The sequence below is a fragment of the Cohnella hashimotonis genome (genome assembly GCF_030014955.1).
GTDB lineage: Bacteria > Bacillota > Bacilli > Paenibacillales > Paenibacillaceae > Cohnella > Cohnella hashimotonis.
Window position 1 is genome coordinate 3,787,834 of the sequence record NZ_JAGRPV010000001.1, and the last position, 12,629, is coordinate 3,800,462.

Sequence of the window (12,629 nt, forward strand, 5' to 3'; positions counted from 1 at the left end):
GTTACTGCGGCCTTATCGTTTACTTGCCTTGCGCCTTCTTATATTCTTCGGTGAGCTCTACGATGACCTGATCGCCGCCCGCCTTCTTCCAATCTTCAATCGCCTTCTGATAGCCGGCTTCGTCGAGTTGCCCCATAACGAACTTCACGATCGCATCCGTCTTCAGCTTGTCCAGCTCCGGCCCCTTCTCGTTTTTCGTATTCGAGATCAGGGGGCCGGCTACGTCATAGACGGCGATCTTCTCATTGGCTGCGACCATGCTGACGATCATTTCGGTGAACGGATTCTGCTTCAGAGGCGCGCCTACTTTCACGTGTGCGACAGCCAGCTCGCTGAACGCGGCGATTCCTGCTTTGGCATCTTCCGACTGCATTTCGTTAGGTACGACGAAGCCGTCTTCCATCTTATAATCTACATCTTTCATACCGCGATAGGCAATGGTCATCGCTTCGGGAGAGGACAGCTTGTCGAAGAAGCCAAGAATTCGGAGCAGCTCCTCTTCTGTTTTAATCGAGCTTTTGGAAAACAGGTACCCGCCGAGCGAGCCGCCTGTCGATGAGGCCCTTAAGCCATTAGGCCCCGGAAGGCCTTGAATGACGCCAATCTCACTCTTTGGATCTACCAGCTGCAGATCTTTCGGATAGTTCTTCACATTGCTATCGACAGAGATGATGATGCCGGCCTTGCCTTTCTTGAACAGATCCGCTTGCTGCGCGCCGTTGAGCAAAGCAAAATCCTGGTTAATCGCTTTGGCCGCGTACAGATCGCGATACCACTTCATACCTTCGAAAAATGCCGGCGTCAAGAAGTTAGGCACGACCTGATCGTTCATCATGCCGTTGTTCATAGGTCCGCCGAGATAAACGGAGATATCGCGGGACAACGCGTCAAGCGAGGCGGGTTCCGCATAGCCGATCGTGTCATTTTTACCGTTCTTATCCGGATCATTGTCCGTAAACGCTTTTGCCATGTTGGCCAAATCGTCAAGCGTCTTCGGCTCGGCGATTCCCAGATTGTTCGCCCAATCCTTGCGATAAGCGATAAGGTGTCTGGCCCCGTCACGGGACCGCGGAAGCAAGTAGATCTTGCCGTCATAACTTGTAAAATTCAACATCTCTTTGTTCAATTCACTCAGATTCGGGAACCGATCCAGGTAAGGTCCAATCTCCCAGAAAGCGCCGGCCCTCACCGCATTCACCACGTTCGTCACGCGGGCTGTATTCGTCAGCATCACCTGCGGCAGCTCGCCGGAGGCCAGGGTCGCGTTAAATTTATCGTTGTAGGCCGTTGCCGGAACCCATGTGAACTCCAGCTTCGTATTCGTCATCTTCTCCAGCTCGAGCTTCATCGGATTGTCGTCCTTAATCGGATCTGTGACCGTCTGGGACATAATCTTGATCGTCGTAGGCGATGCATCGGACGATGCAATCGGCGATGCACTCGCTGTGGACGGCTTGCCGCTGGCCGCGCCCGTCGAGGAGCCGGCATTGTCATTGTCGTTGCCGCATCCTGCCAGAAGTGTTCCTGTCAATGCCGTTGCCGCAGCGGCAACCGTAATCTTTCTCATCGTCGATCGTTTCATGAACGAATAGACCTCCCGATTGATATTTTTGTGGAATTGCCTGCTTACGAACTAACCTTTTACGGAACCGAGCATCACCCCTTTAGCAAAATGCTTTTGCAGAAACGGATACACGCACAAGATGGGAAGCGTAGCCACCGTAATGACGGCCATCTTGACCGTTTCCGGCGAAACCGCCTGTTCGGCTGCCGCCTCGGGGTTGTCGAGCCAGCCCTGCGATAGCATCACGATGTTGCGGAGCAGCACTTGAATCGGCCATTTGTCCGGATCGTTAATATAGAGCACCGCAGGCATGAACGTATTCCAGTGCCCTACCGCATAGAACAAGCTAAAGGTGGCGAGAGCAGGCAGGGAGAGCGGCAGCACGAGCCGGAACAAGATGACGAGGTCGTTCGCGCCGTCAATCTTGGCGGATTCCTCAAGCCCGTCGGGCATCTGCTGGAAAAAATTTTTCAGAATAATGAGATTGAACACGCTGATCGCCCCTGGCAGCAGCAAGGACCAGTAGGAATTCATCAGTCCCAGCACCTTGATGAGCAGGAACGTAGGGATCATACCCCCGCCGAACAGCATGGTGAACAAGATCATCATCATGAGCGGCTTGCGTCCGATCAGGTCCTTGCGGGACAACGGATATGCCATGATGGAGGTCGCGACGATGTTGATGAGCGTCCCGGCCGCCGTGATGAATGCCGTGACGAGCAAGCTGTGCACGATCCGGTCGTTCGCGAAGATGATCTGGTAGGCGTTCAGCGAGAAATCAGTCGGAAACAGGACAAAATCCTTCGTTAGAATCTCTCGTTCGGATGCAAACGAGGTCGCTACGATATGGACGAACGGAATGGTCGCAGCGAGCGCGAACAAGGACAGGACTGTAATGTTCAAATAGTCGAATATCCGGCCGGGGAATGTGTGGCGATGCTTCATAGCAGACGGCTTCCTCCCTTCTTATATAATTCCTTCCTCGCCGAACTTCTTGGACAGCTTGTTCGCAGCCAGCACAAGCACGAGTCCGACGAAGGACTTGAACAGCCCGACGGCTGTCGAATAGCTGAAGGCGCCTTGAACGATGCCTGACGTATACACGTACGTATCGAATATTTCGGCCACCCCCCTGTTCAAGGGATTTAACAACAAGAACATATGCTCGAAGCCAAGCTCCAGAATGTCGCCGATCTTTAAGATCAACAATATGATGATCGTACTGCGGATACAGGGCAGGGTAATGTGCCAAACCTGACGCATCCGGCTGGCCCCGTCCATCCTTGCCGCCTCGTAGAGCTGGGGATCGACCCCCGCCAGCGCAGCCAGGTAGATGATCGTCCCCCAGCCCGTATCCTTCCAGATCGACTGCAGGACGTACATCGGGCGGAGCAGGTCCGGATCCATCATAATGGTGAACTTCTGCAGTCCGATGGAAGCCATGACTTCCTGGAAAACCCCGTCCTGCATCTCGAAGATCACGTAGAATATGCCGACGATGATGACCCAGGACATGAAGTGCGGAATATAGATGAGCGTCTGAATGATTCGTTTGAACTTCGCCGTTCGCACCTCATTCAGCATGAGCGCAAATATAATCGGCATCGGAAATACGAGGGCGATGTTCAAGAGCGATAGCAGAAGCGTATTTTTCAGCAGCATGAAAAAGGTCGGATCGGTAAACAGACGGTGGAAGTGCTTCATGCCTACCCACTCGCTGCCCGTCATCCCCAGGAAGGGCGAATAATCCTGGAAGGCGATGACGATCCCCCACATCGGACCGTACTTAAATAATAGAAAGAAGATCACGCCCGGCAGCAGCATCAAGTAAAGCCAGCGGTCCATCATCATCTTGCGCAGCAGATTTTTCTTCCTCACAGCACCAGCAGCTCCAGCGCTTATCCGGTTCAACTCGGTATCGGCCGATTGATTGTAGACAGCCAAGATGATTCACTCCCTCATGTAACTTGCCTCTTCATGGTAGGAGGTAAATATCCTGACAGTCGATATTCATTTGTTCAAGCGTTTGGGAAAAACCGATAAAATCGGGCTTTTCACCGCATAAGTAATCATTTTTTCACCCGGCATGCACATCTGTTGACATCGGCTGCAAAGAAAGACACGGAAATGTCGGAAGCGTTCGCATAAAAGTGAATCTTTGTAAAAAAAGACCTGTGCTCATTATTACCTGAACACAAGCCACCATTTTCTCCTGATTCACGCTAAGAAACCGTTTCTTCACTGAACGTCGTTCCAGTGATCCGTATAAGTAGCGATACTCCCCTCGATATCAAATTCATTCGCATACATCAAGAAACGCACAAGCGACTGGGCGTCATCCGGCTCCTTGAAGCCCCCTCTCACGCTGCTAATGTCCGTCAATACGATAACGCGTGATTTTACTTTGTCTAGGAATGGCATGGTAATCCTTCTCCTTGCTTAAAGAATGGCCTGAATCGGCCGGTAATTGCTTCGTGGAGAACCCCATCCAGATCTTGCCACGTGCAATGGTCAAGATTGCAAGCGAGATTCAGAAGTAAGATAATAGAGAGAATTGCCTTCCTCGGATACATCTCCCGCTTCCTGCTTCAGCAAAGCGCGATTCGCGCCGTCTCAAGCAGGCTGATATTGGACTCCGTCGCACGAGATCAACCGTTTGATATCTATCCTGCGGCTTGATGCTAGCCCCCACGCCATGCTTGTCCTCTCCCTCGATGACACGAATAACTGTAAAGGAACTATTTTCAAAATACAACCCAGTGTTTGGGAAAAGGGGAGTCGGTATGACTTTCTACGATGTACTGCGAGAGCACCAGTTCGTTTACGAGCGGAAGACGAATCTGGATTATCCCAAAGTGTTCAACTCGCATCTGGGGTACGAGATCGTATGGGTGACGAGCGGCGTACTTGAAGTCATTCTGAAAAATCACCTGTATCACGTCAAACCCGGCCATATTCTAGTCTTCAATGCCTTGACGATGCACAAGTTTCATGTGCTGGAGCCGCCGTACGAGCGGCATCTGATCCATTTTCTTCCCAGTATCGTTCCGGAAGGCGCACGCGCCTTGCTGGAACCGCTCGAGCGGCTGGCCTATCCGAACCATATGCTTGATTTGCCCGGCGAGCAGGAGCGGCTCGCGGAGCTGTTCGGCAGGATCGGCCGCGAGTACGCGGCCGACGAGTGGCAGCGCAAAGCCGCGCTGCAGCTTTATTTGCAGGAGCTGCTCCTGCTGATCTCCCGGCAGCTTCGCAAATCTCCCGGGCGTCAGTTGGCAGCCGTGCCGCAAACGGCACGCGACAAGCTGGTCGGCCAAATCCTGCTGCTGCTCCACGAACGATACCGGGAACCGCTTTCGCTTGATCTCATGGCGGAGGCGCTGCATGTCAGCAAATATTATTTGTGCCACTTCTTCAAACGGGAGATGGGCACGACGGTGCAAGCGTATATGAAGCAAATTCGCGTCAATGAAGCCAAATCGCTGCTGCTGCACACGGCGTACCCGATTCACCTCATTGGCGATCAGGTCGGCTACCAGACGTCATCGCATTTCATCCGCAGCTTCAAGGCGCTTACCGGACTTACGCCTGAGCAGTTTCGGCGACGGTAGATGAGACAGCAATTCTGGACGATGAACGCCGCAACGGTGGATGACCGGAAGTGCACGTACTCGGATACAATGGGAGCGATATCACCGACGATCCGGAGGGTGCGCTGCTATGACATTATCTTATTCCACATTATCGACGTTGGCCGACCGCGTATTTACGTTTATGATCGCCGATCACGGCGGACATGCCGACCCTGTCATCCGCAATGCCGCAGATTGCCATGCCGGCGATTGGGGCATGGATATTCATCATTGGGACTGGAACCCCGGCGTCGGTCTGATCGCCATGTCGGCCTATTACGGCGCCGGTCGCGATGAGAAAGTGCAGGCTTGCTTGCGGGAATGGGTGCGCAACAACGCGCATAAACGCAACGACATTCAAGCCGTGAATGCGACCGCTCCTTTCTGTATTTTGCCTGATCTGTACTGGTGGACGGAGGATCCCGCTTACAAAGACATGGCCCTGGCATGGGGGGATTGGGTATTGGACCATGCCCACCGGACGCAAGCCGGAGCGCTGCAGCATACGGTCAATTCCGCAGCGAGCTATGACAAGCTAAAGGACCAGGTGTGGGCCGATACGATCTTCATGGCGGTGTTGTTCTTGGCGAAGCTAACCCGCCTGACCGGCAACACCGCTTATGTCAGGGAAGCGCTCCGGCAGCTCGAACTGCATCTAGAGGTGCTGCAAGATGCCGAAACCGGAGTGCTGTTCCACGGCTATGACTGCGCTACGGGCGATCATCTGTCCGGAGCCAGATGGACACGCGGCAATGCCTGGCTTGCGGTCGCTACCCCTATGATCGTAGAGGAAGCGCGGAAGGCCGGCGTGTCCGCATCCGCCGCCGTGCTGGATCGTTATGATACGCTCGTGCGCAGTATCGTCAAATACCAAGCGACCAACGGCCTGTGGCACACCGTGATGGATCGTCCTTCGTTCTATCAGGAATCGTCCGGCAGCGCGGGGATCGCCTGCGGCATCGCCAAAGCGGTGAAGCTCGGTCTTGTGGAGGCTTCTTATATGCGGTACGCGGAGCTGGGACTGCAAGGCGTCGTCAGCCAAATCGCCGACACCGGCGAAGTGCTGTCCGTGTCCGGAGGCACCCCCATTATGGACACCATTGAAGATTACAACGAGTTGACTTGTTATGCGACCCTTTACGGTCAAGGACTGACCCTCATGCTGCTTGCCGAATTTATGCAGGAAAGGAGCGAACAACGCCATGCCCTCTGACGCCAAGCTGCGCAAGCAAGCTTATCTTGCCGCTTCCGCCAAGGCCGATCATGCCGGCCACCGCTACAAAGTGGCGACTTCCGCCCTCAGCCGGCTTGCCCTCGGACTTCCTGCGGACGAAGAAGCATTCGTCCGGATGCTGGATACGGTCGATCGGCGCGAAGATTGCAGCGATTTTACCGTGAATGTGATCTTGCGAATGCTGGTTTTGTACGGCGACAGCGCGTTGCTCGGCGAAGCGCTGCTGGAGCGGATTCGGTCCACCCTTACCGGATTCGAATACTGGTACGATGCCAAAAGGAGCGAGCATTCCGGATCGCAATTTTTTGTCACGGAAAATCATGTCATGCTGTACCGGACTTGCCAGCTGCTCGCAGCTCAGCTCTACCCGGACGACTGGTTTGCGGCGCATGACCGGTACGGACATGAATTGGCCAAGCCGGCGGCGGTCTTTATCGCCGATTGGATTCGGGTGAAGGCGATGGTCGGGTTCAGCGAATGGGATTCGCATTGCTACATGTCTGAAAACTACTTGTCCGTTCTGAACGTATACGATCTGGCTCATGATGCCGAATTGCGTCTGATGGCCAGTCAATTGCTGGACCTCATGTCGTTCGGGATGGCGGTCAACTCCTATAAGGGCGCTTATAGCTGCACGCAGGGTCGGACTTATTCGGAAATGATTCTGGAGCCCGCCAACCAGTCGACGCAGCCGCTGCAATATTTGCTGTGGGGCACGGGCGAGCACGCGCGTCATCTTTTGCACTTAAGCGCTACTGCGCTTTCCACCAGCGGTTACGAGGCGCCCGAAGCTGTCGCTGCCGCTGCTTTGGACACTGCCACAATTGAAAGCCGTGAACAGCAAAGCTTCGATGTCGAGGATGGCGCGAAGCTGGGAAAAGGCGTTGCGACGGAGGAAGACACGTCCTTCTACTGGCAGAACATGGGCTACACGCACAAGGACTTAATCCGGACCAATATCGACATGGCGCGTAAATACGGCATTCCCGTCAATCACCAGTTGGAACAGGAAGCCGCTTATTTCGCGCAGTGCCAAGCGGCCGACATCGAGCCGAAGCCGTGCCGGGGCAGCACCTACTTAAGCCGCGTCAACAAAATCACCCGCCGCACGGGCGATTATATGCTGAGCTGCGCGCAAGATTTCCGTAAAGGGGAGAACGGGTTTCAGCAGCATATATGGCAAGCTTCGTTGGACGGGGGCGTGGTCGTGTTCACGAATCATCCGGGTACCGAAAGCGTGCGGACCGGCAGACCCGACTTGTGGACGGGCAATGACGTGATGCCTCGATCGATCCAACATGGATCCGTTGTCATTTCCATCTATCGGCTGCCTTCCGATGTGCGCTTGCCGTACACGCATGCCTTCTTCCCCAAGCGCCGGTTCGATGAAGTGCTGGAGCGGGGCGGCTGGCTGTTCGGTCGAAAAGGAGACGGTTATGTGGCGCTCTACTCCCAGCGCGGGTATCATTGGACGGAACGCTTGCCCGAAGAAGAGGTGCGCTGCGACGTGTTGGATAATGTATGGCTGTGCCGGGCGGGGCGCCTGGCGGAAGACGGCTCCTTCGAGACGTTCGTGGAACGGTTGCTGCAAGCTGAGCTGAGCGTGAGTGCACAGTCTACTGTGACGTGGCAGGATCCAGCCTACGGAGCAATCGCCTTCGGCTGGGAAGGCCCGCTGCAAGTGAAAGGCAGCGCCATTCCGTTCGACAATTATCCGCGGTTCGACAATCCGTATTGCCGGGCGGAGCGATATAGCGGGACGTACGCGATCCGTGCGGACGGACACGAGACGACGTTGCGATTTTAATCATACAGTCTCTCTTAACCATAACTAAAGGGGTAAAGCGTACGGGATTGCAGGTCAGAGCCTGCGTATTCGATGTGGACACTGCATTATTTTGCGGCCTGTTTCCTGGCAAACAACGCCAGTTTGGCATACATGTCTTCAAGCGTAAATCGGACGTCGACATTTCGGTAAACTCTGATCAGACGTTCTGCTTGATGATGAACATAATGCATCTCGGGCGTGATTCGCGGCGCGGGCATCGTAACGAAACCATCCGAGAATTCCAGATCGTCGAGAATGAGACTGACGGCAGGAGAGTCGCCGAGGCCCCAGCACTCGCCTCTTGGCCACCCGTGCGCGTTGTCGTCATTAAATTGAATGAGCTGCTCGAACAAGTACTTCCCGATCTCGCCGTGCGGACTCACTCTATCTTCCAATTCCGCCAGACTGACTCTCATCGAGCTGTACACATTTTGCGGTACTTGCCAAAGCGGGATAGGGGAGGCCATCACCACGTTAGCCGCGTGAACGTCATTGCTCAGGTTGAATTCGTGTCTTCCGTGCGGGTAGGGCCCTCCGCCGATCCATATGGCCGTCAATCGGTCCGCGATGCGAGGCTCCATCAGGTAGGCGGAAGCCAGGTCGGTCAACGGCCCAAGGAATACGACGAACAGCCGGTGAAGATCGTCCGAGAGCGCCTCGCGGATAATTGCCTCCGCGCCTTCCGAGACGACGGGCGTAAGCTCTTCCTTCAGCGCGTTTGGCGCCCCTTTATAGACCGGCACTTCTCCGGCATCCCCCATCAGACGAAGAACATGTTTGACTTCGGCGTAGCTTTCCTCCATCGATTCGGTTGTCCGCCCGGTACCGAAATGCGCCGCGATAATCCCCTTGTGAATGAACATCGGCGTGAGCAACGCATGCACGATCGCGTACTGGTCGTCCGCCTCATTTTTGGCGTCCGTGTTCATGAGCAGTCTTACTCGTTTCGGTTCCGGCACTTTGAAATTCATATCGATCCTGCTCCCGCTTTTGCTTATTATTGAATGGAAAACGCTCGTCGTTCATTGATTGGACAGATTAACGGTGTCGGCCGGCTGTCTTCTCAGCGCTGTCGGCGAGCACCCTTCGATTTTTTTGAACACCTGCGTGAAGTAAGAATAGTCCGAGAAACCCACCTGTTCGCTGATTTCATAGATGAGCTCATTCGTGCCCAGGATGAGTTCCTTCGCTTTTTCGATGCGCAAGCGATTGATATAATCTTTGAACGCGATACCGAATTCACGTTTGAAGAGGTGACTGAAATAGTTCGGCGTTTTACCGACATGCGCCGCAAGGGTCTCGACCGTGAGCTCCCGCGTATAGTTTTGGCGGATGAACGCGTCCGCGCGAGCCATATGCGGACTTAGTCCCTTGGACAGGCGCGAGGCCGACTCCTCGAACAACGATACGACGCAGGCTTTGAACTCATCGATGAGCAGCCAGCGCTCCTGGCTTTCGATGAACGCGATTCGCTTCTGAATCTGCTCGATGAGATCGGCCGGCAGATGGCGTGCCGTTACCTTCAGCATCTGCAGCAAGCTGCAGGCGTAAGCGGATACGCTTTTTCTGGCATACGCGCGCTCCTGCTTGAGCCGGTCGAACGCCAGGCTCACCGACGCCGCCGCCTCGGCCAGTTCTCCCCGCGACAGCTGCGCTAAAAATGCCGGATTGTCCAGCAATCCGACGATCGCCTTGTCCTCGACGGACGAGGTCGCATCGTAAATGTGCGCAGCGCTATTCCCCGCGTACAATCTCTTGGCTAACGCCAGACCGGCTTCGCGGTACAGCCGTCCCAGATCCGCCGCACTGCCGGGACCGCTGATGCCTGCCGAAAAGGAACTCCGGCATAAGGAATGGGCTTCCAGGTTCCACGCCCGGATCAGACCCGCGAGCTCGTTCGCAAAATGCGAATAGAACAAATAAGAATTCGTTTTCGTCTGAATGACAAAAACCATCGTCCCCTCTTTGGCGCGTAGGCAAATCCCGCGTTGCGCCAGCTCGCTGGATTGGAAGAGACGATCGAGTGTATCCATGGCGGCCCTGGTCGCATCCGCGTCGATCGTCCAATTCCCGTCGAGCTCGACGATCAGGCAGACGACTGAATCCGCCACTTCGAGTCCGAAGTATTGCTTCAACCCTTCAAGGACGACCGTCCGGTCCGTCAGAACGCCCGAGAGCAATTCGTCCGCAAAATTGGCTTTGTACGACGCCAGGTATTTGTTAAACTCTCGTTCAGACACGCGCTCCCGAATGATCTCCTCCTTGATCCGCTGGATCAAGGCGACTAAATGGCGCGCCCGGATGGGCTTCATCTCATAATCTACGGCGTCCAGCTGAATCGCCTTCTTCATGTATTCGAAGTCGCTGTAGCCGCTCAGAATGATGACTCGCGTTTCCGATCTGATCTCCTTGATTCGCTTCAATAGCTCGATCCCGTCGATACCGGGCATGCGGACGTCCGTCAGTACAATCTCCGGCAGCCGCTCGTGAAATAGTCGCAGCGCTTCCAGCCCGTTTGAAGCCGTCATCACCTCTTGAATCCCCAAGGAGGTCCAGTCGATTCCTTGCTCGATCCCCGAACGGATCTGCTCGTCGTCATCTGCGATCAACAGCTTCATCCTTGCTCACCTGCCATTTGTCGATTCATCGATCTGAGGGATGCGTACTTCTACTCGGGTACCGATCCCGATTTTACTCGTAAACGTGAGCCCGTAGGATTGTCCGTAGCTCAGTTTGATACGATCGTCGATATTTTTTAACGCGAATACATGTTTGGCTTCATATTCGCGTTCCATCCGATATCGGATTTGCATTTCGTCCGCGCCCGCCCCATTATCGGCTACGATAAAGCGAATTCCATCCGGAATTCGGGTCAGCTCCACCTCGATAAGACCGCCTTCGACCACCTGCTCCAAGCCGTGAACGATCGCGTTCTCCACCAACGGCTGCAGAATCAGCTTCGGCATTTTGCAGCTCATCAGGCTCGCGTCCATCTCGATGCGGAGCTGGATTCGGCTGCCGTACTTGTGTTTTTGAATAAACATATAGCTTTCCAGAAAGTCGAGCTCCTGGCGTATCGTAACCAGCGGCTCGCCATTGTTCAGGACATGCCTGAAGATCTCCGACAGCGCTTCGATTTGTTCGCTGACATCGTAGTTCTTCTTTTTGATCGCCAGCCAATGAATGGAATCCAGCGTATTGTACAAAAAGTGGGGGTTGATCTGCGATTGCAGCGCGGTGATCTCCGCTTCTCTTTGCTTGATTTTTCCTACGTAGACATCATTGATCGTTTCTTTTAATTGCTCGACCATCCGCAAAAATCCGTTGCCGATTTCCCCGATCTCATCCTTGGAGTCGATCGCCAGCGAAATATTGAAATTACCGGTCTTCAGTTTTGCCATTTCTTTACGCAGCTTTTGTAACGGCTTAATCAAGTACTTATGCTGGATGAGCGAGAACAAGAGGCCGAACAGGATGCATAACGAGATGACAACCAGCAGAACCGTATTAATCGTCGTAATCAATGTAGAGAAGGACTTCTGCGGAATGGCTTGCACAAGCGTCAAGTTCATTTCTTGTATCGTATAAAATAGAATGATTAAATTCTGACCCTGGATTCGGGTTGTAAAATAGCCGTCTTTAAGCCGCAACGCCTGCTGGATCGGTTCTACTTTACCGATATCATGGTGAAGAAGCTCCCTCTCCGATGCCGACAGAATGAAGCCATTCCGATCGATCAGGTAAATAAAAGAGCCGGCAACCGCGTTCATATTCCTATAAAAATCGTACAGTGTATTTTCGTTGAGCGAAAATTTCTCGTACCCGATCGTTCTGCCCAGCTTGTCGAAGTCCATGATCGCCCGATAATAGGAAATCTCGCCTGAAGATGTGGCCCAGAAGCCTTGCCCCTGCAGCTCCATCGCGCCGCGCTTGTCCGATGGGCTCATCTCGGGCACGTCGATTCCTCGTTTATAAACGAGTTCCCGATCGGCATATAAATGGATGGCATCGTAATAACGCTTCGAACCGACGACGTCGCCCACGAACGAATCGACGTCTAAATAGCCTTTCTCGTACTCGGACGAGCTCTTGTACCCGCTTTTTACAAATTGCTGGACCAGGTCATTGGACAAAATACGGACCGAAATGTCGTCCGTATCTTCAGCCAGCATCTCAAAGCTCTGTTTCGTCTGCTTCAGGGTTTGGAGCGCGCCTTCGCTTGCCTTGTTTAAGGTTAATTCGGCAAATCGGTTATTTAAATAAAATCCGACCAAGATCAAAGGCAGAACGATAAATGTCGCGATACATAGGTACAGCTTGACGATGATGGGCATGTCTTTGAACTTCACGGGCATCGCGACCTCGCTCGGGATT

General features: G+C 53.9%; 10 protein-coding genes. 3 read left to right on the forward strand and 7 right to left on the reverse strand.

Translation table 11 applies throughout. The features are described from left to right. Positions 1 to 19: 19 nt before the first annotated feature. The 4 genes from KB449_RS15325 to KB449_RS15340 all read right to left on the reverse strand — a co-directional run bounded on the left by KB449_RS15325 (position 20) and on the right by KB449_RS15340 (position 3,985). Complete coding sequence (locus KB449_RS15325; protein WP_282909213.1) at positions 20 to 1,582, reverse strand: extracellular solute-binding protein; 1,563 nt, start codon at positions 1,580 to 1,582, stop codon at positions 20 to 22. A gap of 51 nt (positions 1,583 to 1,633) precedes the next feature. Next, complete coding sequence (locus KB449_RS15330; RefSeq protein WP_282909214.1) at positions 1,634 to 2,509, reverse strand: carbohydrate ABC transporter permease; 876 nt, start codon at positions 2,507 to 2,509, stop codon at positions 1,634 to 1,636. Between the two features lie 21 nt (positions 2,510 to 2,530). Further along, on the reverse strand, positions 2,531 to 3,415 hold the full coding sequence (locus KB449_RS15335) for an ABC transporter permease (RefSeq protein WP_282912822.1): 885 nt from the start codon (positions 3,413 to 3,415) through the stop codon (positions 2,531 to 2,533). Positions 3,416 to 3,802: 387 nt separating this feature from the next. Further along, positions 3,803 to 3,985 carry a nucleoside hydrolase-like domain-containing protein gene (locus tag KB449_RS15340; protein ID WP_282909215.1) on the reverse strand — a complete coding sequence of 61 codons (183 nt, stop codon included), beginning with the start codon at positions 3,983 to 3,985 and terminating at the stop codon, positions 3,803 to 3,805. 362 nt (positions 3,986 to 4,347) lie between these two features. Here KB449_RS15340 and KB449_RS15345 point away from each other — a divergent pair, with 362 nt between their 5' ends. The 3 genes from KB449_RS15345 to KB449_RS15355 all read left to right on the forward strand — a co-directional run bounded on the left by KB449_RS15345 (position 4,348) and on the right by KB449_RS15355 (position 8,234). After that, on the forward strand, positions 4,348 to 5,172 hold the full coding sequence (locus KB449_RS15345) for a helix-turn-helix transcriptional regulator (protein WP_282909216.1): 825 nt from the start codon (positions 4,348 to 4,350) through the stop codon (positions 5,170 to 5,172). A 109-nt stretch (positions 5,173 to 5,281) separates the two neighbouring features. Beyond that, entirely contained in the window at positions 5,282 to 6,406 is a 1,125-nt protein-coding gene (locus KB449_RS15350) for a glycoside hydrolase family 88/105 protein (protein WP_282909217.1), read from the forward strand. Further along, a complete protein-coding gene (locus tag KB449_RS15355; protein ID WP_282909218.1) occupies positions 6,396 to 8,234 on the forward strand; it encodes a hypothetical protein in 1,839 nt (612 codons plus the stop codon). The genes KB449_RS15350 and KB449_RS15355 overlap by 11 nt, the downstream gene beginning before the upstream one ends. 86 nt (positions 8,235 to 8,320) lie before the next feature. On the opposite strand, the gene KB449_RS15360 is transcribed toward KB449_RS15355, so the two are convergent. From KB449_RS15360 to KB449_RS36505, 3 genes are read right to left on the reverse strand one after another with little or no spacing between them, the layout of a single operon-like run. Continuing rightward, positions 8,321 to 9,226 carry a nucleoside hydrolase gene (locus KB449_RS15360; RefSeq protein WP_282909219.1) on the reverse strand — a complete coding sequence of 302 codons (906 nt, stop codon included), beginning with the start codon at positions 9,224 to 9,226 and terminating at the stop codon, positions 8,321 to 8,323. A gap of 51 nt (positions 9,227 to 9,277) precedes the next feature. Continuing rightward, complete coding sequence (locus KB449_RS15365; protein ID WP_282909220.1) at positions 9,278 to 10,873, reverse strand: response regulator transcription factor; 1,596 nt, start codon at positions 10,871 to 10,873, stop codon at positions 9,278 to 9,280. Between the two features lie 6 nt (positions 10,874 to 10,879). Further along, positions 10,880 to 12,604 carry a sensor histidine kinase gene (locus KB449_RS36505; protein ID WP_282909221.1) on the reverse strand — a complete coding sequence of 575 codons (1,725 nt, stop codon included), beginning with the start codon at positions 12,602 to 12,604 and terminating at the stop codon, positions 10,880 to 10,882. Positions 12,605 to 12,629 lie beyond the last annotated feature (25 nt).